The organism is Leclercia sp. S52 (assembly GCF_039727615.1).
Taxonomy (GTDB): Bacteria; Pseudomonadota; Gammaproteobacteria; order Enterobacterales; family Enterobacteriaceae; genus Enterobacter; species Enterobacter adecarboxylatus_B.
This window is the reverse complement of sequence record NZ_CP152474.1, coordinates 241,893-268,035: the sequence shown is the minus strand read 5'-3', so window position 1 is coordinate 268,035 and position 26,143 is coordinate 241,893. Positions and strand designations below refer to the sequence as shown.

General features: G+C 57.0%; 14 protein-coding genes, 2 rRNA genes and 2 pseudogenes. 6 read left to right on the top strand and 12 right to left on the bottom strand.

From position 1 onward, the window contains the following. Nucleotides 1-21 precede the first annotated feature (21 nt). Nucleotides 22-1,671, bottom strand: a complete 1,650-nt coding sequence (pgi, locus tag AAHB66_RS01220) for a glucose-6-phosphate isomerase (RefSeq protein ID WP_347114925.1) — start codon at nt 1,669-1,671, stop codon at nt 22-24. Between the two features lie 304 nt (nt 1,672-1,975). Here pgi and lysC point away from each other — a divergent pair, with 304 nt between their 5' ends. Then, nucleotides 1,976-3,325, top strand: coding sequence for a lysine-sensitive aspartokinase 3 (gene lysC, locus AAHB66_RS01215; RefSeq protein ID WP_347114924.1), 1,350 nt, complete (start codon nt 1,976-1,978; stop codon nt 3,323-3,325). A gap of 31 nt (nt 3,326-3,356) precedes the next feature. On the opposite strand, the gene AAHB66_RS01210 is transcribed toward lysC, so the two are convergent. Beyond that, the gene (locus tag AAHB66_RS01210) at nt 3,357-4,145 is read right to left on the bottom strand and encodes a nucleotidyltransferase domain-containing protein (protein WP_347114923.1); all 789 of its coding nucleotides are present in this window, start codon (nt 4,143-4,145) and stop codon (nt 3,357-3,359) included. Nucleotides 4,146-4,150: 5 nt separating this feature from the next. Beyond that, the gene (locus AAHB66_RS01205) at nt 4,151-5,377 is read right to left on the bottom strand and encodes an RtcB family protein (RefSeq protein ID WP_347114922.1); all 1,227 of its coding nucleotides are present in this window, start codon (nt 5,375-5,377) and stop codon (nt 4,151-4,153) included. Nucleotides 5,378-5,565: 188 nt separating this feature from the next. On the opposite strand from AAHB66_RS01205, the pseudogene rtcR reads away from it, so the two are divergent. From rtcR to AAHB66_RS01190, 3 genes and pseudogenes are all read left to right on the top strand, one after another. After that, a pseudogene (gene rtcR, locus AAHB66_RS01200) lies at nt 5,566-7,141 on the top strand (RNA repair transcriptional activator RtcR). A gap of 112 nt (nt 7,142-7,253) precedes the next feature. Next, a complete protein-coding gene (gene panS, locus AAHB66_RS01195) occupies nt 7,254-8,198 on the top strand; it encodes a ketopantoate/pantoate/pantothenate transporter PanS (RefSeq protein WP_142487831.1) in 945 nt (314 codons plus the stop codon). A 63-nt stretch (nt 8,199-8,261) separates the two neighbouring features. Beyond that, nucleotides 8,262-8,535, top strand: a pseudogene (locus tag AAHB66_RS01190) (DUF3811 domain-containing protein). Here AAHB66_RS01190 and rluF read toward each other — a convergent pair. Then, complete coding sequence (rluF, locus tag AAHB66_RS01185; protein ID WP_347114921.1) at nt 8,536-9,411, bottom strand: 23S rRNA pseudouridine(2604) synthase RluF; 876 nt, start codon at nt 9,409-9,411, stop codon at nt 8,536-8,538. A 404-nt stretch (nt 9,412-9,815) separates the two neighbouring features. On the opposite strand from rluF, the gene AAHB66_RS01180 reads away from it, so the two are divergent. Then, complete coding sequence (locus AAHB66_RS01180) at nt 9,816-10,103, top strand: addiction module antidote protein (protein ID WP_347114920.1); 288 nt, start codon at nt 9,816-9,818, stop codon at nt 10,101-10,103. On the opposite strand, the gene AAHB66_RS01175 is transcribed toward AAHB66_RS01180, so the two are convergent. Together AAHB66_RS01175 and metH are read right to left on the bottom strand one after the other, a co-directional pair. After that, nucleotides 10,100-11,731: a Na/Pi cotransporter family protein gene (locus AAHB66_RS01175; protein ID WP_347114919.1), complete on the bottom strand. Its 1,632-nt coding sequence runs from the start codon at nt 11,729-11,731 to the stop codon at nt 10,100-10,102. The genes AAHB66_RS01180 and AAHB66_RS01175 overlap by 4 nt on opposite strands. Before the next feature lie 218 nt (nt 11,732-11,949). After that, entirely contained in the window at nt 11,950-15,633 is a 3,684-nt protein-coding gene (gene metH / locus AAHB66_RS01170; protein ID WP_347114918.1) for a methionine synthase, read from the bottom strand. A 194-nt stretch (nt 15,634-15,827) separates the two neighbouring features. Here metH and iclR point away from each other — a divergent pair, with 194 nt between their 5' ends. Beyond that, nucleotides 15,828-16,652, top strand: a complete 825-nt coding sequence (gene iclR / locus AAHB66_RS01165; protein ID WP_333853700.1) for a glyoxylate bypass operon transcriptional repressor IclR — start codon at nt 15,828-15,830, stop codon at nt 16,650-16,652. 107 nt (nt 16,653-16,759) lie between these two features. Here iclR and aceK read toward each other — a convergent pair whose 3' ends face one another. The 6 genes from aceK to AAHB66_RS01135 all read right to left on the bottom strand — a co-directional run bounded on the left by aceK (nt 16,760) and on the right by AAHB66_RS01135 (nt 26,012). Further along, the gene (aceK, locus tag AAHB66_RS01160; RefSeq protein WP_347114917.1) at nt 16,760-18,487 is read right to left on the bottom strand and encodes a bifunctional isocitrate dehydrogenase kinase/phosphatase; all 1,728 of its coding nucleotides are present in this window, start codon (nt 18,485-18,487) and stop codon (nt 16,760-16,762) included. Nucleotides 18,488-18,562: 75 nt separating this feature from the next. Then, on the bottom strand, nt 18,563-19,867 hold the full coding sequence (gene aceA, locus AAHB66_RS01155) for an isocitrate lyase (RefSeq protein ID WP_347114916.1): 1,305 nt from the start codon (nt 19,865-19,867) through the stop codon (nt 18,563-18,565). A 33-nt stretch (nt 19,868-19,900) separates the two neighbouring features. Further along, nucleotides 19,901-21,502 (bottom strand): malate synthase A, encoded by a 1,602-nt coding sequence (gene aceB, locus AAHB66_RS01150; protein WP_347114915.1) that lies wholly within the window; start codon nt 21,500-21,502, stop codon nt 19,901-19,903. A 270-nt stretch (nt 21,503-21,772) separates the two neighbouring features. Beyond that, entirely contained in the window at nt 21,773-22,702 is a 930-nt protein-coding gene (gene metA, locus AAHB66_RS01145; RefSeq protein ID WP_347114914.1) for a homoserine O-succinyltransferase, read from the bottom strand. Between the two features lie 195 nt (nt 22,703-22,897). Next, a 5S ribosomal RNA gene (gene rrf, locus AAHB66_RS01140) occupies nt 22,898-23,013 on the bottom strand. A gap of 91 nt (nt 23,014-23,104) precedes the next feature. Further along, a 23S ribosomal RNA gene (locus tag AAHB66_RS01135) occupies nt 23,105-26,012 on the bottom strand. Nucleotides 26,013-26,143: the final 131 nt, after the last annotated feature.

The window sequence follows — 26,143 nt, the reverse complement described above, 5'->3', positions numbered from 1 at the left end:
CACAGACCGCAGCAGACTTACTTATGCGCGCCAGGCTTTGTAACGGTTAATCAGACCGTTGGTGGAGCTGTCGTGGCTGCTGATATCCTGGTTATCACCCAGCTCCGGCAGAATGCGGTTAGCCAGCTGTTTGCCCAGCTCTACGCCCCACTGGTCGAAGGTGAAGATGTTCAGGATCGCACCCTGGGTGAAGATTTTGTGCTCATAGAGGGCAATCAGCGCGCCCAGGCTGAACGGGGTGATCTCACGCAGCAGGATGGAGTTGGTCGGGCGGTTGCCTTCGAACACTTTGAACGGCACCACGTGGTCCAGAGTCGCCGGATCTTTACCCTGGTCGCGATACTCCTGCTCAACCACATCACGCGCTTTACCAAACGCCAGCGCTTCAGTTTGCGCGAAGAAGTTCGACAGCAGCTTCGGATGGTGGTCAGACAGCGGGTTGTGGGTAATGGCCGGGGCGATGAAATCGCAAGGAACCATTTTGGTACCCTGGTGGATCAGCTGGTAGAACGCGTGCTGGCCGTTGGTGCCTGGCTCACCCCAGATGATTGGGCCGGTCTGGTAATCCACGGCGTTGCCGTTACGGTCAACGTATTTACCGTTGGATTCCATGTTGCCCTGCTGGAAGTAGGCCGCGAAACGGTGCATGTACTGGTCGTACGGCAGGATCGCTTCGGTTTCAGCGCCGAAGAAGTTGTTGTACCAGATGCCGATCAGCGCCAGCAGTACCGGCAGGTTTTTCTCTGGTGCGGTGGTGGCGAAGTGGTTATCCATCGCGTGCGCGCCGGAGAGCAGCTCAACGAAGTTGTCGTAGCCCACGGAGAGGATGATCGACAGGCCGATAGCGGACCACAGGGAGTAGCGACCGCCCACCCAGTCCCAGAATTCAAACATGTTGGCGGTGTCGATGCCGAACTCGCCCACCGCTTTGGCGTTAGTGGAGAGCGCCGCGAAGTGTTTCGCTACGTGCTGCTGGTCACCGGCCGTTTTCAGGAACCAGTCGCGCGCGCTGTGGGCGTTGGTCATGGTTTCCTGAGTGGTGAAGGTTTTGGACGCTACCAGGAACAGGGTGGTTTCCGGGTTCACGTTTTTCAGCACTTCGGCGATGTGGGTACCATCGACGTTAGAAACGAAATGCATGTTGAGGTGGTTTTTGTACGGACGCAGCGCTTCGGTCACCATGAACGGGCCGAGGTCGGAGCCGCCGATACCGATGTTCACCACGTCGGTGATCGCCTTGCCGGTGTAGCCTTTCCAGCTGCCGGAGATGATCGCTTCAGAGAAGGATTTCATCTTTTCCAGGACGGCGTTCACTTCCGGCATCACATCTTTGCCGTCAACGATAATTGGGGTATTGCTACGGTTACGCAGGGCCACGTGCAGCACCGCGCGGTCTTCGGTGCGGTTGATCTTCTCACCGGAGAACATGGACTTGATGGCACCGCTCAGATCGGTCTCTTTCGCCAGATCCTGCAGTTTTGCCAGCGTCTCTTCAGTGATGCGGTTTTTGGAAAAATCCACCAGCATCCGATCGTCGAAGGTCGCGGAGAACTTGCTGAAACGATCGCCGTCTTCCGCGAACAGTTCCGCGATGGTGACGTCTTTCATTTCTTCAAAATGTTTCTGTAATGCCTGCCAGGCTGAAGTCTGCGTTGGGTTGATATTTTTCATAGCAATACTCTTCTGAATTGAGAATTGTGACCTCGGTCGATTGTAGCCTCTGTCGCCAAAAATTGTGATGGTTTTTATGCCATTGGCCTGGCCTGCATCAAGTGCAGCGTAAAAGCTCCAAAAGTATAGCTGTTATAAGTCCTGTTTCTCATATGGAAGGCAGCATGAAAAATCCGCATAATCCCGGCGTTGACAGGATCCCCTGCACATTTTATTTATACACACGGTATTTGCGCCTGCACCGATAAAACTATTTTGTCCTTGTGCCATGGTCGCTTTTTTCCTTCCCTGACACGAGGTTGTTATGACGAGTTTTGTTGTCGCCAAATTTGGCGGTACCAGCGTGGCCGATTTTGATGCCATGAACCGCAGCGCCGATGTGGTGCTGGCCGATCCTGATACCCGCCTGGTGGTGTTGTCCGCTTCGGCTGGCGTCACCAATCTGCTGGTCGCCCTTGCTGAAGGGCTGGAAGCGAGCGAGCGCCAGGCGAAGCTCGAAGCGCTGCACAAAATTCAGTTTGATATTCTTGGCCGCCTGCGCAATCCGAGCGTGATCAGCGAAGAGATCGAGCGCCTGCTGGAAAATATCATCACCCTGGCGGAAGCCGCCTCTCTGGCCACCTCCACCGCCCTGACTGACGAGCTCGTCAGCCACGGTGAGCTGATGTCGACCCTGCTGTTTGTCGAAGTGCTGCGCGAGCGTAACGTTCAGTCGCAGTGGTTTGACGTGCGTAAAGTGCTGCGCACCAGCGACCGCTTTGGCCGCGCCGAGCCGGACGTGACCGCCATTGCCGAACTGACCACCCAACAGCTGGCGCCGCGCCTGGCGGAAGGGATTGTCATCACCCAGGGCTTTATCGGCAGCGAAGCCAAAGGCCGCACCACTACCCTGGGTCGTGGCGGCAGCGACTACACCGCAGCCCTGCTGGGTGAAGCCCTGCAGGCCTCCCGCGTCGATATCTGGACGGACGTGCCGGGTATCTACACCACCGACCCGCGCGTGGTGCCTGCGGCAAAACGTATTGATGTGATTGCCTTTGAAGAAGCCGCTGAGATGGCGACCTTTGGCGCGAAAGTGCTGCACCCGGCGACGCTGATGCCTGCGGTACGCAGCAATATCCCGGTCTTCGTCGGTTCCAGCAAAGATCCGAAAGCGGGCGGCACTATCGTGTGCAACACCACTGAAAACCCACCGCTGTTCCGCGCCATCGCCCTGCGTCGCAAACAGACCCTGCTGACCCTGCACAGCCTGAGCATGCTGCACTCCCGCGGCTTCCTGGCAGAAGTGTTTAGCATCCTGGCGCGCCACAGCATCTCGGTGGACCTGGTGACCACCTCAGAAGTGAACATTGCCCTGACCCTGGATACCACCGGCTCAACCTCCACCGGCGATACCCTGCTGACCCAGTCCCTGCTGATGGAGCTGTCGGAACTGTGCCGCGTCGAGGTGGAAGAAGATCTCGCCCTGGTGGCGATCATCGGTAACGAGCTGTCCCGCGCCAGCGGCGTGGGCAAAGAGGTGTTTGGCGTGATGGAGCCGTTCAACATCCGCATGATTTGCTATGGCGCATCCAGCTACAACCTGTGCTTCCTGGTGCCTGGCGCTGAAGCCGAGCAGGTCGTGCAGAAGCTGCATCATAACTTGTTTGAGTAACAGAAACGGCCCGGGAAACCGGGCCATTTTTTTATCCCGCCAGCACCGTTCTCATCAGCAGTGAATCCAGCGAGGCTATTTTGCCATCCCGGCTGTCGGGCAGCGCGGGCGGGTTTTCGCCCCGTTCCAGCTCATGCTGAATAAAAGCGTGCAGCAAAGGGCGCCTCAAACCGTATTGTGCTTCTCCCGCGCGCTGTTTTATCGCCAGCAGAGCATCGATTTCCTGACGTAACGGCGCATCAAGATCGCTTCCCGCCAGCAGCTCGGCAAAACGCATCGGCGGTATCCCTTTTCCGGCCTCCACCCAGCGCACCGCGAGCAGCGGCCGCAGGACGTAAAAGTACTTCTTCAGCCGCACCTCCTCGCCCTGTAAATAACCGCGGAAGTTTTTACGCGCCATGGAGTAGTAGTGCCAGCGCGCACGAACCGGGGAAAACCAGGCGGGCACCTGCGCGCGTAGTTCCGCTATCACCGTTTCGCTCTGCTGATAGACCACCGGCGAATCCAGCCACTCGATAAGCGTAGGGTTGGCCGCTTTCAGCAGGCCAAGCGCCTTGCGCCACTCCCAGCCGCTCACGTCCAGCTCGTCGTCTATCGGCAGCTCGATCACGTCCCGCTGCGGCTCTACGCGCAAATACCAGTCAGATTTATGCACATACAGGAAGCGCACGTCATAATCGCTGTCCGGCGACGCAAAGCCCCAGCCCCGGCTGCCCGATTCACAGGCGTAAAGCACGGTCACATTAAATCGTTGTTCTATTTCGTTGAGTTGCTGCCGTACGCGCTCGCGCATGGCGGTATCTACACCGTTATCAGCCATCTGCTTTATCCTTTTACACATACCACCTGGCGCAACGTATGGACGATTTCGACCAGGGATGCTTGCGCCGCCATGACGGCATCGATGTCTTTATAGGCCATCGGGATCTCGTCGATGACCTCGTTGTCTTTTCTGCACTCGACGTGGGCCGTGGCGCGGATCTGATCGGCAACGGTGAAGCGTTTTTTGGCCGCCGTGCGGCTCATCACCCGCCCTGCCCCATGGCTGCAGGAGCAGAAGCTCTCTTCGTTGCCCAGGCCGCGCACGATAAAGCTTTTCGCCCCCATCGAGCCGGGGATGATCCCCATCTCGCCCTTCTGCGCCGACACCGCCCCTTTGCGCGTCACCAGCACCTCTTCACCAAAATGACGCTCTTTCTGCACATAGTTGTGATGGCAATTCACCGCCTCCTGCTGGGTCAGGAAAGGCTTTGGCACGATGCGCGACAGCGCGGCCAGCACCCGCGACATCATCACCTCGCGGTTATGGCGGGCAAAATCCTGCGCCCACTCCACGGCTTCGATGTAGTCGTTATAGTGCCGGCTTCCCTCCTGGAAATAGGCCAGATTTCTGTCCGGCAGGTTGGCGATGTGCTGCTGCATATCTTTCTGCGCCAGGGTGATAAACACGTTGCCGATGGCATTACCCACGCCACGCGAGCCGCTGTGCAGCATGACCCACACGCGCTGCTGCTCGTCCAGGCAGATCTCGATAAAGTGGTTCCCGGTGCCCAGCGTCCCGAGATGCTGATGGTTATTGGTTTTCAGCAGTTGCGGATACTTATCCGTCAGACGCCTGAAGCGTGGCGCCAGCTGACGCCAGTGGTTATCCACTTCATCCGGCGTCTTTTCCCATGCCCCTTTGTCGCGGCGGGAGCGGGTGTTGGTGCGCCCATGCGGCACCGCCTGTTCAATGGCGCTACGCAGCCCGTGAAGGTTATCCGGCAGATCGCCTGCCAGAAGCGACGTCCGCACGGCGATCATCCCGCAGCCGATATCCACCCCCACAGCCGCCGGAATAATGGCCCCTTTGGTGGGGATCACGCTGCCAATGGTGGACCCTTTTCCGAGATGCACATCCGGCATTACCGCCAGATGTTTAAAAATAAACGGCATTTTCGCGGTATTCAGCAGCTGCTCGCGCGCCTCTGGCTCAACGGGCACCCCGTGCGTCCACATTTTTACCGGGGCGCTGTGTTGCGCCGTTAACACGTCAAAATCATTCTGTTTCATGGTGCTGACCCTCAGGGCTGTCTGTTACTGAGAAGTATTGCCAGAAGCGTGCCAGAATATTTAGTCTCCACAAATAAAACATATCCTTTTGATTATATTAAATTTAATTAACAGGCCTTCTTCAATTATTGCTTAACCCGCAGAATATTTTTATCTTTTAGTATCGGTTTTTATCTTGCAGGATAAACATGAAAAAGCGGCAGGTGGTTATTGGGGTCTTGGGCACGGTGATGGACAAACGCGGCAAGCGGGCTAACCGCTTACGCAAATGGCGCCCAACGGTCGCGCTTTGCCAGCAGCCCGATCTCCCCGTCGACCGGCTTGAGCTCCTCCACCAGCCCCAGGATCGGGGGGATGGCAGAACAGATAACGGAAGATATCAGGCTGCTTTCACCCCATACCACCGTGCGCCCGTGCCCCGTCACCATTGCCGATCCCTGGGATTTTGAAGAGGTCTACGCCGCGTTCCTCGACTTCGCCACCCACTACAAGTTTGACACCGAGCATGAAGAGTACCTGGTGCATATCACCACCGGCACCCACGTGGCGCAGATCTGCTGGTTTTTGCTGACCGAAGCGCGGTATCTCCCCGCCAGCCTGATCCAGACCGGCCCCGCCAGCAGGGATGCGCCGGAAGAGGCCGTACCCGTCGGACGTTACTCGATCATCGACCTGGATTTAAGCCGCTATGCCACGCTGACCAGCCGCTTTCAGCGTGAACAGCAGGAGTCCATTTCGTTCCTCAAAGCCGGGATTGATACCCGCAATGCCACCTTTAACGCCCTGATCGATCAGATTGAACGTGTGGCGCTGCGCTCAACTGCCCCGGTGTTACTGACCGGCCCAACGGGGGCCGGAAAATCCTTCCTCGCCAACCGTATCTACCAGCTTAAGCAATCCCGCCATCAGCTGGCAGGCAGGCTGGTGGCGGTAAACTGCGCCACGCTGCGGGGTGACAACGCTATGTCGACCCTTTTCGGCCATGTCAAAGGCGCCTTTACCGGAGCAGCCACGGCGCGCGCCGGGCTGCTGCGAGAGGCCGACGGCGGCGTGCTGTTTTTAGATGAGATCGCCGAACTGGGCCTCGACGAACAAGCCATGCTGTTGAAGGCTATCGAAGAAAAAACCTTCTTCCCGTTTGGCTCCGATAAAGAGGTCAGGAGCGATTTTCAGCTGATTGCCGGCACGCACCGGGATATGCGTCAGTGGGTGGCGGAAAGCCGTTTCCGTGAGGATCTCTACGCCCGCATCAATATGTGGAGTTTTGCCCTGCCCGGCCTGGCGCAGCGCCGGGAGGATATCGCCCCTAACGTGGAGTACGAGCTGCAGCGCTTTGCGGCCGAAGCACAATCTCAGGTTCGCTTCGATAAAGAGGCGCGCGAGCGCTATCTGCGTTTTGCTGACTCGCCTCAGGCGTTATGGCGGGGTAACTTTCGTGAACTGGGCTCTTCTGTGGCACGAATGGCTACCCTTGCCGAGCAGGGGCGTATCACCTTAGCGCTTGTTGAGGAAGAGATCGCCAGGCTGCAGGAGAGCTGGCAAACCGCCACGCCATCAGCGGCGATGGAACGCGATCTCTTCGACCAGCGACAGCTGGAAACCGTGCTGGAGGTGTGCCGTCGTAGCGCCTCATTATCCGAGGCCGGTCGGGAACTTTTTGCAGTCTCCCGGATGAAAAAGGTCAACCCTAACGATGCCGACCGGCTGCGCAAATATCTCGCCCGCTTTGGGCTGAGCTGGGAAAGCCTTCACCCGGGATCATGAAGAAAATTTGGTTGAACAAAATTCATTAGCAGGATAAACACTATCTCTAAGCCGGGCTCGAACCCGGCTTTTTTTATAACTACATGACACAACACAATCGCAAGGAATCCGTATGTTATCCGCCATCACCCGGCTGTTCCCATTATGGGCGCTGCTGCTCTCTGTTCTCGCGTATTACACGCCATCCACCTTTACCGCTATCGGCCCGTGGGTCACCACGCTGCTAATGCTGATCATGTTCGGCATGGGCGTGCACCTGAAAGTCGATGATTTTAAACGCGTGCTGTCACGCCCGGCCCCGGTCGCGGCGGGTATTTTCCTGCACTACCTGGTGATGCCGCTGGCGGCATGGGCGCTGGCTATCGCCTTTAAAATGCCGCCGGATCTCTCCGCCGGGATGGTGCTGGTAGGCAGCGTGGCCAGCGGTACGGCCTCCAACGTGATGATCTATCTGGCGAAAGGCGATGTGGCGCTGTCGGTGACCATCTCCTCCGTCTCCACCCTGGTGGGCGTGGTGGCGACCCCGCTGCTGACCCGTCTGTACGTGGATGCCCACATTCAGGTGGATGTGATGGGGATGCTGCTGAGCATTCTGCAGATCGTCGTGATCCCGATTGCGCTGGGGCTGATTATCCACCACCTGTTCCCGCGGCTGGTGAAAGCCGTGGAGCCGTATCTGCCGGCGTTTTCGATGGTCTGCATTCTGGCGATTATCAGCGCCGTGGTGGCCGGTTCTGCGGCGCATATCGCCTCTGTCGGCTTTGTGGTGATTATCGCGGTGGTGCTGCACAACACCATCGGCCTGCTGGGTGGTTACTGGGGCGGGAAGCTCTTCGGCTTTGACGAATCCACCTGCCGTACGCTGGCGATTGAGGTAGGGATGCAGAACTCCGGCCTGGCCGCTGCGCTCGGCAAAATTTACTTCTCGCCGCTGGCGGCACTGCCTGGCGCGCTGTTCTCGGTATGGCATAACCTGTCCGGCTCGCTGCTGGCGGGTTACTGGTCGGGTAAGCCGATCGATGAGCAAAAGAAACGCGATGTGGTGAAGGAAGGGTAATTCAGCTTCGCGACAGCGAAGGCATGCTTTACACTGAAGCCTCGTCCACAGGAGGCTTCAGGTATGTCCACACCGAGATTGACCCAGAAAGAGATGACGGAGAGCGAGCAGCGCGAGCTGAAAACCCTGCTCGATCGCGCCCGTATCGCCCATGGCCGACTGCTGACCAACGCCGAAACCAATCACGTTAAGAAAGAGTACATCGACAAACTGATGGCGCAGCGTGAACTGGACGCTAAAAAAAGCCCGCAAGCTTAAAAAAGAGCAGGCTTATAAAGTGGATAAAGAGGCGACATTCTCCTGGTCGGCAAATACCCCAACCCGTGGAAGGCGCTAATCAGCGCCCTTTCTTTTTGCGCCCTGGCTGGGTAAAGCGTTTCCCGTTCCCGGCCGGTTTGGCTTTACTTTTCTCTTCCGCCTGCGGGGCTTTGACCACCGGTCGTTTAATGCCCTGCGCTTTCGGTTTTGCCTTCGCTTTCGGCTTGGCTTCTGAGGAGGAGTTCTCGATCAGCCTGAACAGCTCAATCAGTTCATCGCCAGTCAGATCGCGCCACTCGCCCAGCGGGATGCCGGAGAGGCTGACGTTCATGATGCGGGTACGTTCCAGCTTCGTCACTTCAAAGCCAAAATGTTCGCACATGCGGCGGATCTGGCGGTTTAGGCCCTGAACCAGGGTGATACGGAAGGCGAACGGCGCCTCTTTCTTCACCTTGCACTTCTTCGTGACCGTGCCGAGGATCGGCACGCCCGCCCCCATGCCGCGAATGAATTCGTCCGTCACCGGCTTGTTAACCGTGACGATGTACTCTTTCTCGTGGTCGTTACCGGCACGCAGGATCTTATTCACCAGATCGCCGTGGTTGGTGAGGAAAATCAGCCCCTGGGAGTCTTTATCCAGACGACCAATCGGGAAGATACGGCTGCTGTGGTTGACGAAATCAACGATGTTGTCGCGCTCGCCATCTTCTGTGGTACTGACAATGCCAACCGGTTTATTCAGCGCGATAAACACCAGGTCCTCTTCGTCCCGGGGCTCGATCAGTTGACCATTTACTTTTACGACGTCGCCAGGGACGACCTGATCGCCAATGGTGGCGCGTTTACCATTGATAAACACGTTGCCTTGTTCGATATAACGGTCAGCCTCGCGACGCGAGCAGATCCCGCTCTCGCTAATGTATTTGTTTAATCGGGTGGATTGAGTTGGCAGCATAATTTCTCCTGTAGAGGCGAAATATACCTTAGGTTTGAGCTGGTAAAAAGTTAAGTACCAAGAAATACGAGACGCATTCAGAATCACCGATATCCCTCTTTACTTGCCCGCTATCGCCTCCTAATTTTTCTCGTCCACTTGTTAATCCGCATTGTAGTTTATAAAATACAGGGAGGTATGATGAAGACGATTGTCCAGACAGAAGTCTTTCGGCGCTGGCAAAATAGCATTAAGGACAGACGTGTAAACACGCTGATTGCGACCCGGCTATCGGCTCTACTATCAACAACGAGGGGATGTTCTCATTATCCTGCTCTGTGGTGGCGATAAAAGCAGCCAAAAAAAAGATATAGAGATGGCTAAAATCCTCGCCAGATCGCTCGACAATCAGGAGATCATTTGCGATGAATAAATTGACCCACTACGATCCTGCCAGCGCGCTCATTAATGATGAGGAAATAGCTGTATTCATGGCCGATGCGCTGGAAACGGGTGATGCGGCCTATATAGCGCAAGCCCTTGGCGTAGTTGCCCGCGCCAAAGGCATGACGCAGATTGCGGCCCAGACAGGACTTTCGCGCGAACAGCTTTATCGCTCGTTCAGTGAGAAAGGTAACCCAACACTTAAAACCACCCTGGCAGTGATGAAAGCATTGGGTCTTGGGTTAGCCATTAAAAACGCAACAGATTAATACTCATCCCGGCCATCATCTTCATCCGGCTGTTCCATCACGCTGTACGCCACCGCGCAGAACAGGGAGTTAAGACGCTTCATGTCGCCCAGCAGCCCCATATGCAGGGAGCTGGTCTCGATACTTTGCACGTTCTGCTGGTGCAGCCGGTCGACGTGCGCGTGGGAGTAGCGGCGGTTGAGGATGCGGAAGCGGTGCTTGTTGCGGCGCAGACGACGGGCGCTGGCCAGATCGCTGGAGAAAAAGACCGACATCGCCAGCCTGAGGTTAGCCAGCAGCTGATCGTGCAGCGCATCCAGCTCTTTGACCCCTTCGAGGGAAAATGCCCGGCGGGCCGCCAGCGATTTATCAGCGATTTCACTCCCCATGCGCTCAACGATATCGGAGGCCTGCTCAAGGTTGAGCGACATCTCGATAATCTCCGCCCAGCGGCGGGACTCCTCCTCCGCCAGCTCATCTTTTGGCATCCGCGCCAGATAGAGCTTAATGGCGGTATAGAGCACGTTGATGTCATCGGCGAGCTTGCGCAGATCTTTTTCCTCCCGCGGTTCGCCATGCATCACCTTTTTCAGTCCTTCCAGCATCAGCTCCATGGCATCGCCCATGCGCAGCGTTTCCCGGGCAGCATTGGCCAGCGCCAGCGCTGGCGTATCCAGGGCTGAGGTATCCAGATGTTTCGGTTTCAGGCGTGCATCCAGCTCCGGCTCATCGCGGATCACCCGCTTACAGAACCGCGCCATCGGCTCAGCAAAGGGCACCATCGCCACGCAGCGGACCAGGTTGTAGAAGACGTGGAAGTAGATCACCAGCTCCGATTTCGGCAGCGGCAGGTTGTCCATCAGGTTCGCCAGCGGATAGACGAATGGCAGGATCACCAGACTGCCCACCAGCTTAAACAGCAGGCTGCCGAGGGCCACGCGACGGGCCGCGGCGTTGGCGGCACTGTTGTTGAGCATCGCCAGCAGGCCGGAGCCGAGGTTAGCGCCTATCACCAGACACAGGGCCACCGGGAAGGAGATAATTCCTGCCGCGGTGAGGGTGGCGGTTAACAGTACCGCCGCCAGGCTGGAGTAGCTGATCAGGGCAAACACCGCGCCAATCAGCGCATCCAGCAGAATATCACCGGTCAGCGAGGCGAAGATGACCTGCACACCGCTGGCCTGGGTGATGGGGGTGACGGCCTGGACGATCAGCTCCAGCGCCAGAAGGATCAGCCCCAGGCCGATCCCCACGCGTCCCAGCTGTCCGGCGCGGGTCTGTTTACGGCCAAGGAAAAATATCACGCCGATGAAAATCAGCAGCGGCGACAGCCAGGAGAGATCGAAGGTTAATACCCGCGCCATCAGCGCGGTCCCCACGTCAGCACCGAGGACAATCACCAGCGCAGGGGTCAGCGCCACCAGATCCTGGGCCACAAATGAGGTGACCAGCATGGTAGTGGCGTTGCTGCTTTGCACCAGCGCGGTTACGCCAATGCCGGCGCAGAACGCGAGCGGTTTTTTCTCAACGCTACGGCTGAGGACGGTGCGTAAGCGAGCACCAAAAACACGCATCACGCCGGTACGGACAATGTGCGTGCCCCAAACCAGCAACGCCACGGCAGAAAGCAGATGTAGCAGTGTCAGCACGGATGTAGGTCCTCCTTTTCGTTATCCATTTTCCTGAGGCTCTTAGCGCGCTGTATTGCCGGATGGCGGCGATGCCTTATCCGGCCTACCTGTAGGCCCGGTAAGCGAGAGCGCCACCGGGCAATGCCGAAGGAGCCTTCGTTCAGTATAAGGGTTCAAACGTAAGAAAGAGACAGGGCACCCGGTGGGTGCCCTGTTTGTTGTAAGGAAACGTGACCTTAGTCTGCGTCATACCCCAGATTCGGTGCCAGCCAGCGCTCCACTTCAGAAACGCTCATCCCTTTACGCAGGGCATAATCTTCCACCTGATCGCGCTGGATCTGCGCCACGGCGTAGTATTTGCTGTCAGGGTGGCTGAAATACCAGCCGGACACCGATGCCCCCGGCCACATGGCGAAGGATTCGGTGAGCTTCATGCCGGTATGGGCTTCGACATCCAGAAGCTGCCAGATGGTGCCTTTCTCGGTATGCTCCGGGCAGGCCGGATAGCCTGGCGCCGGGCGAATGCCCTGGTAGTTCTCGCGGATCAGCTCCTCGTTGCTGAGGTTCTCGTTCGGCGCATAGCCCCAGTACACTTTACGCACCCGCTCATGCAGGTATTCCGCAAAGGCCTCGGCCAGACGGTCGGCAATCGCTTTGATCATGATCTTATTGTAATCATCGTGCTGCGCTTCGTAGGCCTCCGCCAGCGCGTCCTCTTCCAGCCCGCCGGTCACGGCAAAGGCGCCGATGTAGTCGGCTTTACCGCTCAGCTTCGGCGCGACGAAATCGGCCAGGCAGTAGTTGGCAAAACCGATCTTCTCGGTCTGCTGACGCAGATGATGGCCGACCGTCAGCACGTGGGTACGGGTTTCATCGCGATAGATCTCGATGTCATCGCCCACGCGGTTGGCCGGGAACAACCCCACCACGCCGCGCGGGTTGAGGGTTTTCTCCTCGCTGAGCTGGTCGAGCAGGTCGTTGGCATCTTTAAACAGGCGCTGGGCCTCTTCACCCACCACTTCATCTTCAAGGATGCGCGGATATTTCCCGGCCAGCGACCAGGTCATAAAGAACGGCGTCCAGTCGATGTAGTTGCGCAGGGTTTCGATGCTGGCCGTCACCTCCTGCACGCCCAGACGATGGGCGACCGGCGGCGTGTAGCTTGCCCAGTCAAAGGCCAGGTCGTTATCCCGTGCCGCCGCCAGGGTCACCGGCGGGGTGCGCGGCTTTTTGCGCGCGTGCTGGATGCGCACCGTTTCGTACTCTTTGCGGGTTCTGGCAACAAAGTCGTCGCGCTGGGTCGCGGAAAGCAGCGCCGAAACCACGCCCACCGTGCGCGAGGCGTTCTGCACGTAAACCGTCGGCCCGCTGTAGTTCTGCTCGATCTTCACCGCGGTGTGCGCTTTCGAAGTGGTCGCGCCGCCAATCAGCAGCGGCAGGGTAAAGCCCTGGCGCTCCATCTCTTTCGCCACGTTGACCATCTCGTCCAGCGACGGGGTGATCAGCCCCGAGAGACCAATCAGGTCAGCATTCACTTCGCGCGCGGTTTTGAGGATTTTATCCGCCGGCACCATCACGCCCAGATCGATAATCTCGTAGTTATTACACTGCAGCACCACGCCGACGATGTTTTTGCCGATGTCATGCACGTCGCCTTTCACGGTGGCGATCACCATCTTGCCATTACTGGAGCCTTTTTCTTTACTGGCTTCGATGTAAGGTTCTAGGTAAGCCACCGCCTGTTTCATCACGCGGGCCGATTTCACCACCTGCGGCAGGAACATTTTGCCCTCGCCGAACAGATCGCCCACCACGTTCATGCCGTCCATCAGCGGGCCTTCGATCACCTCAATAGGACGCGCAGCCTGCTGGCGGGCCTCTTCGGTATCCAGCTCGATAAATTCGGTGATGCCTTTTACCAGCGAATATTCGAGACGCTTTTTCACGTCCCAGGAACGCCACTCCGCCTGCTGGACGTTGGCGCTGTCATCAGCTTTGCTGCCGCGATATTTTTCGGCCAGCTCCAGCATGCGTTCGGTGGCATCGTCGCGGCGGTTGAGGATCACGTCTTCAACCGCGTCGCGCAGCTCCGTCGGCAGATCGTCATATATCGCCAGCTGGCCGGCGTTGACGATGCCCATGTCCATCCCGTTGCGGATGGCGTAGTAGAGGAATACCGCGTGGATGGCTTCACGCACCGGGTCATTGCCGCGGAACGAGAACGACACGTTGGAAACGCCGCCAGAGATCAGGGCGTGCGGCAGCTCGCGTTTGATGTCTTCACAGGCACCGATAAAGTCCTGGGCATAGTTGTTGTGCTCTTCTATCCCGGTCGCAACGGCAAAGATGTTCGGGTCAAAGATAATGTCTTCCGGTGGGAAGCCGACCTCTTCGGTCAAAATCTGGTACGCGCGGCGGCAGATCTCAATTTTGCGCTCGCGGGTATCGGCCTGGCCGACTTCATCGAAGGCCATCACCACCACGGCGGCACCGTAGCGGCGCACCAGTTTGGCGTGATGGATAAAGGGCTCAACCCCCTCTTTCATCGAGATCGAGTTAACGATGCCCTTGCCCTGAATGCACTTCAGCCCTTTCTCGATCACCTCCCATTTCGAGGAGTCGATCATGATCGGCACGCGGGCAATGTCCGGTTCACCGGCAATCAGGTTGAGGAAACGCACCATCGCCGCTTCGGCGTCGAGCATCCCCTCATCCATGTTGATATCGATAATTTGCGCGCCGCTCTCTACCTGCTGGCGGGCAACGTCCAGCGCTTCGCTGTATTTCTCTTCTTTGATCAGGCGCTTGAACTTCGCGGAGCCGGTGACGTTGGTACGTTCCCCGACGTTCACAAACAGGCTCTCATCGCCGATGTTCAGCGGCTCAAGACCGGCCAGTCGGCAGGCCACCGGCAGCTCGGGCAGCTTGCGCGGAGGCAGGCCCGCCACCGCGTTGCTCATAGCGGCGATATGCTCCGGCGTGGTGCCGCAGCAGCCGCCGACGATATTCAGGAAACCAGATTCAGCCCATTCGCGGATCTGCGCCGCCATGGTCGCAGCGTCGAGATCGTATTCCCCAAAGGCGTTCGGCAGGCCAGCGTTCGGGTGGGCGGTTACGTAGCAATCCGCAATGCGCGACAGCTCCTGCACATACTGGCGCAGTTCGTCCGGCCCCAGGGCACAGTTCAGGCCAAAGCTCAGGGCATCGGCGTGACGCAGGGAGTTATAAAAGGCTTCGGTGGTCTGTCCGGACAGGGTACGACCAGAGGCATCGGTGATGGTGCCGGAGATCATGATCGGCAGATCCACGCCCAGGGCTTCAAACTCCTCTTTCACCGCATAGATAGCGGCTTTGGCGTTGAGGGTATCGAAGACCGTTTCAATCATGATCAGATCGGAACCGCCTTCCACCAGCGCACGGGTCGATTCGCGGTAGGCGGCCACCAGCTGGTCAAAGGTGATATTACGAAATGCCGGATCGTTGACGTCCGGTGAGATAGAGGCGGTGCGGTTGGTCGGGCCGAGCACCCCGGCCACGTAGCGCGGTTTCTCCGGCGTACGGGCCGTCCACTCGTCGGCACAGGCACGGGCCAGCTTCGCCGCCTCGTAGTTGATCTCCGCCGACAGGGATTCCATCTCGTAATCCGCCATGGCGATGGTTGTCGAGTTGAAGGTGTTGGTCTCAACGATATCCGCACCCGCCTCGAAATAGGCGTAATGAATGGCGGCGATAATCTCTGGCTTACTGAGCACCAGCAGGTCGTTATTACCTTTCAGATCGCAGGGCCAGTCGGCGAAGCGGTCGCCGCGAAAGTCGTCTTCACTCAGACGATAGCTCTGGATCATGGTGCCCATACCGCCATCCAGCACCAGAATGCGTTCATTTAACTGCGCACGCAGTTGATCTACTTTGCTGCTCACACTTGCTCCCGACAACGCTCAACCAGGCCAAAAGGCCAGCAGACCATACTGGCATAATCTTGCAAAGGGGAAAAGTCACACTGCGGTAACATGAGACATGTTCACCATAACTCCTCCGATCAGTAAGGATAGCGGTTGCAAAACAGCCAAATAAAACGAAAATGATTTCCACGATACAGAAAAAGGAGCCTGTCATGGTCGCCACCGTTCCCGCTAAACGCGGCAGAAAACCCGCCGCCGCAACCGCCCCGGCGGGCGGACAAGTCCAGTCCCTGACGCGGGGCCTTAAACTGCTGGAGTGGATAGCCGAGTCGCACAGCAGCGTGGCGCTGACCGAGCTGGCCCAGCAGGCTGGCCTGCCGAACTCCACCACCCATCGCCTGCTGACCACCATGCAGCAGCTGGGCTTTGTCCGTCAGGTGGGCGAGCTGGGGCACTGGTCCGTGGGTGCCCATGCGTTTATCGTCGGCAGCAGCTTTTTACAGAGTCGTAACCTGCTCGCTATCGTGCACCCGATCCTGCGCAAGCTGATGGAGGACTCCGGCGAGACGGTCAACCTGGCGGTGCTCGACCAGAGCGATCACCAGGCGATTATTATCGACCAGGTGCAGTGTACTCAGCTGATGCGCATGTCGGCGCCGATTGGCGGCAAGCTGCCGATGCACGCCTCCGGGGCCGGGAAGGCGTTTTTATCCCAGCTCAGCGAGGAGCAGGTCACGGGCCTGCTACACCGTAAAGGGCTGCACGCTTATACTCATGCGACGCTGGTCTCACCGGTGCATCTGAAAGAGGATTTGGCCCTGACGCGCAAGCGCGGCTACTCCTTTGATGACGAAGAGCATGCGCTCGGTCTGCGCTGCCTGGCAGCCTGTATTTTTGACGAACACCGCGAGCCTTTTGCCGCCATCTCCATTTCCGGGCCGATCTCGCGAATGACCGATGACCGGGTGACCGAGCTGGGGGCGCTGGTGATTAAGGCGGCGAAAGAGGTGACGCTGGCGTATGGTGGGATCCGTTAAGTCTTAAATGCCCGGCGGCGAGGTAAATGCAAAACGGCAACCTTGTTGCCGTTTTTAGTGTTTGTTCCCTCTCCCCGAGGGAGAGGGTCAGGGCACCAGACCGCACGTTATGCAGCATACCGCACGCTAAACCGCTGCTTACGCCGGTAAGCATATACATCTTCCACATGCCCGTTCTGGATGCGCGTCTGCAGGCTCCGCCAGTAGTCAGCGCGGAACAGATCGGCATGCATCTCCTCAAACAGCGTCCCGATGCGTGGGTCGGCGCAGAGCCAGTGACGAAACTCCTCCGGGAAGACATCCCCCGGTGAGACGCTGTACCAGGGCTCGCTGGCGAGTTCATCTTCCGGATAACGCGGGGGCGGGATCTCACGGAAATTCACTTCCGTCATGTAGCAGATTTCGTCGTAATCGTAGAACACCACCCGCCCGTGGCGGGTGACGCCGAAGTTTTTAAACAACATATCGCCCGGAAAGATGTTGGCCGCCGCCAGCTGACGGATAGCGTTGCCGTACTCTTCGATGGCGTCGTGCAGCGCCTGCCCCTCCGCCTGCTCCAGCCAGATATTGAGCGGCACCATCCGCCGTTCGATATAGAGGTGGCTGATGGCAATCCGGTCGCCCAGATCGCTGATTTTTCCCGGCGCCTCCTGGAGCAACAGCGCCATCAGTTCCGGCGCAATCTGCCGCTTATCCAGTACGAAGTTCTCAAACTCCTGGGTATCCGCCATGCGCCCGACGCGATCGTGCTCCTTAACCAGCTGATAGCAGGCACGGACGTGAGCAGCAGTCATCTCTTTTTGCGGGGCGAACCTGTCCTTAATCACCTTAAAGACCCGATCAAATCCCGGCAGGGTGAAGACCAGCATCACCATACCGCGAATGCCCGGCGCCTCGATAAACTGCTCGTCGGCACGGGCGATATAGTGCAGATACTCCCGATAGCTCTCTGTTTTGGCGTGCTTCTGACACCCTATCGCCATATAGAGCTCGGCGGTGGTTTTACCGGGCAGGATCTCCCGCAACCACTCCACCAGCGCGCCCGGCTGCGGGGCATAAACCATAAAATAGGAGCGGGCGAAACCGAAAACGATGCTGGCCTCGGCGTTGGTGGTCAGGCAGGTATCCACCGCCAGCTCCCCTTCATCGCTGCGGTGAATGGGCAGCAGAAACGGCAGCGTGGCGTCCGGCGTAACCAGCTTGCCCACCAGCCAGGCGGCTTTGTTGCGATAAAAGAGTTCGTTAGCGACCTGCAGATGGCAGTTGCGCAGGTTGTCTGCACCCAGCGTTTCAGACAGATGGGCGATGATATACCCGACATCACGCGGGCGATTTTGCCAGGGCAGACGCAGAGGAAGGTCGGCTAACACCTTGGTTAACAGCGCCTCCCAGCCCTGGTCGGGAAAGAAATCTTTCGCCAGCGGGCGCGACAGGGTGCGAAAACGTTGTCCGGGCTGAGAGCTGAAAATAAAGAGCCGCTCCGGTGACAGGGAGCGGTGGTCAAACAGCCGACAGTAGACGGAGTTGAAAAAGCTCTCCGCAATTTCAAAGCGAGGGTAATCCGGCAGCAGATGGGTGTAATGCTCTTTCACACGCAGTAAGAACGCGGCATCGGTACTGGTGTGCCCGGTGATGCAGCGCAGTTGCTCCACTACCAGGCCCACATGGTGATCGTAGAGGTGGATACGCTGCTTCATGGCCTGCTGCACCGCGTGCCAGTCGGCCTGCTCAAAGCGCTGCTGCGCCCCGGCAGTCACCTCCAGAAAGCGGCCATACTGGGCATCAAAGCCCTGCAGGATGGTTTGTGCAATCAGTAACTCCATGCCACGCGACATAGCTTCCCCTCACCCTAACCCTCTCCCAAGGAACCGTAGGCCCGGTAAGCGTAGCGCCACCGGGCGTTTCCGTTATCAGAACTGTGCTTCTTCGGTCGACCCGGTCAGCGCGGTTACGGAGGAGGCGCCGCCCTGAATGATGGTGGTGACGTTATCGAAGTAGCCCGTTCCCACTTCCTGCTGATGCGAGGCAAAGGTATAGCCCTTTTGGCTTGCTGCGAACTCCGGCTGCTGGACCTTCTCGACGTAGTGCTTCATGCCCTCGCCCTGGGCGTAGGCGTGCGCCAGATCGAACATGTTGAACCACATGCTGTGAATGCCCGCGAGGGTGATGAACTGATACTTGTAGCCCATGTCCGACAGCTCTTGCTGGAAGCTGGCGATGGTTTTATCGTCCAGGTTTTTCTGCCAGTTGAAGGATGGTGAGCAGTTATAGGCCAGCAGTTTGCCCGGATATTTCGCATGGATGGCATCAGCAAAGCGTTTAGCCAGGGCCAGGTCCGGGGTGGAGGTCTCGCACCACACCAGATCCGCATAAGGGGCGTAGGCCAGACCGCGGCTGATCGCCTGTTCAATGCCGGCATGGGTACGATAGAAGCCTTCGCTGGTCCGCTCCCCGGTAATAAACTGACTGTCGTAAGGGTCGCAATCGGAGGTGATCAGGTCCGCGGCATCGGCATCGGTACGGGCAATCACCAGCGTCGGGACGCCCAGCACGTCAGCGGCCAGACGGGCGGCCACCAGTTTCTGAATCGCCTCCTGCGTTGGCACCAGCACTTTGCCGCCCATGTGTCCGCACTTCTTCACCGAGGCTAGCTGATCTTCGAAGTGAACGGCCGCTGCACCGGCTTCAATCATCGATTTCATCAGCTCGAAGGCGTTCAGCACCCCGCCAAACCCCGCTTCAGCATCGGCGACGATCGGCAGGAAGTAATCCACAAAGCGCGGATCGTTTGGCTCAATCCCGGACGCCCACTGGATCTGATCCGCCCGACGGAAGGTGTTGTTGATGCGCTCCACCACTGCCGGGACAGAGTTCGCCGGATAGAGGGACTGGTCCGGGTACATGCTGGACGCCAGGTTGGCATCCGCCGCGACCTGCCAGCCCGAGAGGTAGACTGCTTCAATGCCCGCTTTCGCCTGCTGTAACGCCTGGCCACCTGTCAGCGCGCCGAGGCTGTTGATATAGCCCTTTTTCGATTCACCGTGCAGCAGACGCCACATTTTTGCCGCTCCCAGCTGCGCCAGGGTGCACTCCGGATTGACCGAGCCGCGTAACTTCACCACTTCCTCTGCGCTATAAGGGCGTTCAATGCCTTCCCAGCGCGGTTGAGTCCACTCGTTCTGTAATGCGTCGATTTGTTGGGTACGGGTTTTCATGTGCAGATGCTCCATTATTGTTATGTGGTGAAATCAGGCCAGCAAGCGGTAGCCAGGCAGCGTCAGGAAGTCGATGAGCTCATCTGAGGTGGTGATCTGCTCCATCAGGCGTGCGGCGGCGTCGAAGCGACCGCTGCTGAAGCGGTGCTCGCCCAGCTCTTCCTGAATGTTCAGCATCTCTTCTGACAGCATCTGGCGGAACAGGGCTTTGGTGACCGGTTTGCCGTTGCTGAGGGTCTTCTGATGGTGGATCCACTGCCAGATAGAGGTACGCGAGATCTCGGCGGTGGCGGCATCCTCCATCAGACCGTAAATCGGCACACAGCCGTTGCCGGAGATCCACGCTTCGATGTACTGCACCGCCACGCGGATATTGGCACGCATTCCCTCTTCGGTGCGCTCGCCCTCGCACGGCTCGAGCAGCTGTGCGGCGGTGACTGGCGCATCCTCTTCGCGGGTTACGTGCAGCTGATTTTTGTTATCGCCCAGAATGCGGTTGAACACCTCCATGGCGGTATCGGCCAGCCCGGGATGCGCCACCCAGGTGCCGTCATGACCGTTGCTGGCTTCCAGCTCTTTGTCGGCCTTCACCTTGTTCAGCACCTGATTGTTACGCTCGCTGTCTTTGCTCGGAATAAAGGCCGCCATACCGCCCATCGCGAAGGCGCCGCGCTTGTGGCAGGTTTTGATCAGCAGACGCGAGTAGGCATTCAGGAATGATTTATCCATGGTCACCACCTGGCGATCCGGCAGGACGCGATCGGGGTGGTTTTTCAGAGTCTTGATATAGCTGAAAATGTAATCCCAGCGGCCGCAGTTCAGGCCAACGATATGGTCACGCAGGGCATGCAGGATCTCATCCATCTGGAACACCGCCGGCAGGGTTTCAATCAGCAGCGTGGCTTTGATGGTGCCGCGCGGCAGGTCGAAACGATCTTCGGCATAGCTGAAGACCTCGCTCCACCAGGCCGCTTCCTGCCAGGACTGGGTTTTCGGCAGGTAGAAATAGGGGCCGCTGCCTTTTGCCAGCAGATTTTTATGGTTATGGAAGAAGTAGAGGGCAAAGTCGAACAGGCTGCCCGGGATCGCTTCCCCGTTCCAGGTAACATGCTTTTCCGGTAAATGCAGGCCGCGCACGCGGCAGACCAGCACCGCCGGGTTGGGCTTGAGCTGATAAATTTTGCCAGCTTCGTTGGTGTGGCTGATGGTGCCATTCACCGCGTCGCGCAGGTTAATCTGGCCTTCGATCACTTTGTTCCAGTTGGGTGCCAGCGAATCTTCAAAATCCGCCATAAAGACTTTCACATTGGCATTCAGCGCATTGATTACCATTTTGCGCTCTACCGGCCCGGTGATCTCGACACGTCGGTCCTGCAAATCCTGCGGAATGCCGCGGATCGTCCAGTCACCTTCACGAATGGAAGCAGTTTCCGAAATAAAGTCAGGCAGCTTTCCGTTATCAATGTCTTGCTGCTGCTGGATACGTGCGGCCAGTAACTTATTGCGTTTTGGCGTGAAGCGGGTCACCAGCTCGGTAAGAAACTCAACGGCATCGGGGGTCAGGACCTGCTGCTCCTGCTCGCCATGCGGTTGGTTAAAGGCCAGTTCATCGATAATGGTTGCCTGTTGATTCATTCCACTGCTCCTCGTCGTTGATCCGAATTCATTTCCCCCACGCGAACGAAAGATCGTTGTGTAGTTTTCGTTCAGCAAAATTAAGACTATCTGGATTTATGGCAAAATCAAAAACTATTTCCATTTTAAAATTTAAATGCATTTAAGAGATTGATATTTATCAGATTAAAAATAATTCATAACACGGAGTAGATTTCGGAAATAAAAAAAGCACCCGAAGGTGCCTTAACTGGAGAGCTGAAACGCTACAGGATCACGATCCTCAGAGGATTACTCCAGCGTCGGATTCATGTGGCGCAGATCGTATGGCGTGATCTGGTAGACGTAGTAGTTGAGCCAGTTAGTAAACAGCAGGTTGCCATGGCTGCGCCAGGTTGCCCGCGGTTTGTTCTGCGGATCGTTTTGCGGGAAATAGTTGTAGGGCACGTCTGGGTTCAAACCCGCTTCCACATCGCGGAAATATTCGCTCGCCAGAGTATCGGGATCGTACTCCGGATGGCCGGTGACAAAAGCAATACGCTTATCTTTGCTGGCGAACAGGTAGGCATCACCCTCCTCGCTCTCAGCCAGGATCTCCAGATCGGTGTAGTCACGGATCAGTGCCGCCGGGAAATCGGCATAGCGTGAATGGGGCGCCAGGAAGGAGTCATCAAAGCCCCGCGTCAGCAGTGCATGGGGGTGCAGAATATGGTGTTCGTAGACGCCTGAAAGTTTTTCACTGCGGGTTTGCTTAGGGATGCCGTAAAGAATGTTGAGGGCCGCCTGTACCGCCCAACAGACAAACAGCGTGGAGGTGACGTGATCTTTGGCCCACTCCAGCACCTGCTTAATCTGCGGCCAGTAGGCCACGTCGTTGAACTCAACCAGGCCCAGCGGCGCACCGGTGACGATCAGGCCATCAAAATTCTCGTCGCGGATGTCGTCGAAGTTACAGTAGAAGTTATTGAGATGCTCTGACGGCGTGTTGCGGGACTCGCGCGCATCGATACGCAGCAGCTGGATATCGACCTGCAGCGGGGAGTTTGAGAGCAAGCGGAGGAACTGATTCTCCGTCTCAATCTTCTTTGGCATCAGGTTGAGGATAAGCACCTTCAGAGGACGAATTTCCTGACCTGTAGCGCGCGATGCCTTCATGACAAAGACATTTTCCTCACGCAAGAAATTGACGGCTGGTAGCTCGTCCTGCACCCGAATCGGCATAACCTTAAATCCTCACAGCATACGTATAAACGTTTAGACATCCAGATAGCTGACAATAACCAGGAATGCAGCAAATGTCGAGTCTGCATGTGAAAGGTGAGAAAGTTTCAAGAAAGGGGGGTTGCCAGGGCTGGCGCTGTTTTCCCTAACGCAAAAAAACCCCGTACCTTGCGGTACGGGGTTTCCTTAATTGATGCCTGGCAGTTCCCTACTCTCGCATGGGGAGACCCCACACTACCATCGGCGCTACGGCGTTTCACTTCTGAGTTCGGCATGGGGTCAGGTGGGACCACCGCGCTACAGCCGCCAGGCAAATTCTGTTTATCAGGGCGCTTGTGCGGCCTGATTAATCTGTATCAGCTGAAAATCGTCTCAAATCCGCCGAAACAGCTTCGGCGTTGTAAGGTTAAGCCTCACGGTTCATTAGTATCGGTTAGCTCAACGCATCGCTGCGCTTACACACCCGACCTATCAACGTCGTCGTCTTCAACGTTCCTTCAGGAGCCTTAAAGGCTCAGGGAGAACTCATCTCGGGGCAAGTTTCGTGCTTAGATGCTTTCAGCACTTATCTCTTCCGCATTTAGCTACCGGGCAGTGCCATTGGCATGACAACCCGAACACCAGTGATGCGTCCACTCCGGTCCTCTCGTACTAGGAGCAGCCCCCCCTCAATTCTCCAGCGCCCACGGCAGATAGGGACCGAACTGTCTCACGACGTTCTAAACCCAGCTCGCGTACCACTTTAAACGGCGAACAGCCGTACCCTTGGGACCTACTTCAGCCCCAGGATGTGATGAGCCGACATCGAGGTGCCAAACACCGCCGTCGATATGAACTCTTGGGCGGTATCAGCCTGTTATCCCCGGAGTACCTTTTATCCGTTGAGCGATGGCCCTTCCATACAGAACCACCGGATCACTATGACCTGCTTTCGCACCTGCTCGAGCCGTCACTCTCGCAGTCAAGCTAGCTTATGCCATTGCACTAACCTCCTGATGTCCGACCAGGATTAGCTAACCTTCGTGCTCCTCCGTTACTCTTTAGGAGGAGACCGCCCCAGTCAAACTACCCACCAGACACTGTCCGCAACCCGGGTAACGGGTCCACGTTAGAACACCAGCCATTAAAGGGTGGTATTTCAAGGTTGGCTCCACGCAGACTGGCGTCCACGCTTCAAAGCCTCCCACCTATCCTACACATCAAGGACCAGTGTTCAGTGTCAAGCTATAGTAAAGGTTCACGGGGTCTTTCCGTCTTGCCGCGGGTACACTGCATCTTCACAGCGATTTCAATTTCACTGAGTCTCGGGTGGAGACAGCCTGGCCATCATTACGCCATTCGTGCAGGTCGGAACTTACCCGACAAGGAATTTCGCTACCTTAGGACCGTTATAGTTACGGCCGCCGTTTACCGGGGCTTCGATCAAGAGCTTCGCGTTGCCGCTAACCCCATCAATTAACCTTCCGGCACCGGGCAGGCGTCACACCGTATACGTCCACTTTCGTGTTTGCACAGTGCTGTGTTTTTAATAAACAGTTGCAGCCAGCTGGTATCTTCGACTGATTTCAGCTCCACCCGCAGGGGCTTCACCTACATATCAGCGTGCCTTCTCCCGAAGTTACGGCACCATTTTGCCTAGTTCCTTCACCCGAGTTCTCTCAAGCGCCTTGGTATTCTCTACCTGACCACCTGTGTCGGTTTGGGGTACGATTTGATGTTACCTGATGCTTAGAGGCTTTTCCTGGAAGCAGGGCATTTGTTGCTTCAGCACCGTAGTGCCTCGTCATCACACCTCAGCGTTGAAAAGGTACCGGATTTACCTGGAACCTCCGCCTACATGCTTAAACCGGGACAACCGTCGCCCGGCCAACATAGCCTTCTCCGTCCCCCCTTCGCAGTAACACCGAGTACAGGAATATTAACCTGTTTCCCATCGACTACGCCTTTCGGCCTCGCCTTAGGGGTCGACTCACCCTGCCCCGATTAACGTTGGACAGGAACCCTTGGTCTTCCGGCGAGCGGGCTTTTCACCCGCTTTATCGTTACTTATGTCAGCATTCGCACTTCTGATACCTCCAGCAGACCTCACAGTCCACCTTCGACGGCTTACAGAACGCTCCCCTACCCAACAACACATAGTGTCGCTGCCGCAGCTTCGGTGCATGGTTTAGCCCCGTTACATCTTCCGCGCAGGCCGACTCGACCAGTGAGCTATTACGCTTTCTTTAAATGATGGCTGCTTCTAAGCCAACATCCTGGCTGTCTGTGCCTTCCCACATCGTTTCCCACTTAACCATGACTTTGGGACCTTAGCTGGCGGTCTGGGTTGTTTCCCTCTTCACGACGGACGTTAGCACCCGCCGTGTGTCTCCCGTGATAACATTCTCCGGTATTCGCAGTTTGCATCGGGTTGGTAAGCCGGGATGGCCCCCTAGCCGAAACAGTGCTCTACCCCCGGAGATGAATTCACGAGGCGCTACCTAAATAGCTTTCGGGGAGAACCAGCTATCTCCCGGTTTGATTGGCCTTTCACCCCCAGCCACAAGTCATCCGCTAATTTTTCAACATTAGTCGGTTCGGTCCTCCAGTTAGTGTTACCCAACCTTCAACCTGCCCATGGCTAGATCACCGGGTTTCGGGTCTATACCCTGCAACTTAACGCCCAGTTAAGACTCGGTTTCCCTTCGGCTCCCCTATACGGTTAACCTTGCTACAGAATATAAGTCGCTGACCCATTATACAAAAGGTACGCAGTCACACCACGAAGGTGCTCCCACTGCTTGTACGTACACGGTTTCAGGTTCTTTTTCACTCCCCTCGCCGGGGTTCTTTTCGCCTTTCCCTCACGGTACTGGTTCACTATCGGTCAGTCAGGAGTATTTAGCCTTGGAGGATGGTCCCCCCCATATTCAGACAGGATACCACGTGTCCCGCCCTACTCTTCGAGTTCACAGCAGGTGTATCTTCGTGTACGGGAGTATCACCCTGTACCCTGCGACTTTCCAGACGCTTCCACTGACACACATGCTGATTCAGACTCTGGGCTGTTCCCCGTTCGCTCGCCGCTACTGGGGGAATCTCGGTTGATTTCTTTTCCTCAGGGTACTTAGATGTTTCAGTTCCCCTGGTTCGCTTCGTTAAGCTATGTATTCACTTAACGATAGTGCAACGGATTGCACTGGGTTTCCCCATTCGGAAATCGTCGGTTATAACGGTTCATATCACCTTACCGACGCTTATCGCAGATTAGCACGTCCTTCATCGCCTCTGACTGCCTAGGCATCCACCGTGTACGCTTGGTCGCTTAACCTCACAACCCGAAGATGTTTCACTTCTGATTGCGAAAATTTGAGAGACTCCAACACACCGCTTATCTGCTCTTATTACGGAGAACAGACACGGCGTGTCGTTTCAATTTTCAGCTTGATCCAGATTTTTAAA

What these genes read in the sequence shown, in the direction of transcription:
- pgi (WP_347114925.1), bottom strand. Translation starts at nt 1,671, where the DNA reads ATGAAAAATATCAACCCAACGCAGACTTCAGCCTGGCAGGCATTACAG.
- lysC (WP_347114924.1), top strand. Translation starts at nt 1,976, where the DNA reads ATGACGAGTTTTGTTGTCGCCAAATTTGGCGGTACCAGCGTGGCCGAT.
- AAHB66_RS01210 (WP_347114923.1), bottom strand. Translation starts at nt 4,145, where the DNA reads ATGGCTGATAACGGTGTAGATACCGCCATGCGCGAGCGCGTACGGCAG.
- AAHB66_RS01205 (WP_347114922.1), bottom strand. Translation starts at nt 5,377, where the DNA reads ATGAAACAGAATGATTTTGACGTGTTAACGGCGCAACACAGCGCCCCG.
- panS (WP_142487831.1), top strand. Translation starts at nt 7,254, where the DNA reads ATGTTATCCGCCATCACCCGGCTGTTCCCATTATGGGCGCTGCTGCTC.
- rluF (WP_347114921.1), bottom strand. Translation starts at nt 9,411, where the DNA reads ATGCTGCCAACTCAATCCACCCGATTAAACAAATACATTAGCGAGAGC.
- AAHB66_RS01180 (WP_347114920.1), top strand. Translation starts at nt 9,816, where the DNA reads ATGAATAAATTGACCCACTACGATCCTGCCAGCGCGCTCATTAATGAT.
- iclR (WP_333853700.1), top strand. Translation starts at nt 15,828, where the DNA reads ATGGTCGCCACCGTTCCCGCTAAACGCGGCAGAAAACCCGCCGCCGCA.
- aceK (WP_347114917.1), bottom strand. Translation starts at nt 18,487, where the DNA reads ATGTCGCGTGGCATGGAGTTACTGATTGCACAAACCATCCTGCAGGGC.
- aceA (WP_347114916.1), bottom strand. Translation starts at nt 19,867, where the DNA reads ATGAAAACCCGTACCCAACAAATCGACGCATTACAGAACGAGTGGACT.
- aceB (WP_347114915.1), bottom strand. Translation starts at nt 21,502, where the DNA reads ATGAATCAACAGGCAACCATTATCGATGAACTGGCCTTTAACCAACCG.
- metA (WP_347114914.1), bottom strand. Translation starts at nt 22,702, where the DNA reads ATGCCGATTCGGGTGCAGGACGAGCTACCAGCCGTCAATTTCTTGCGT.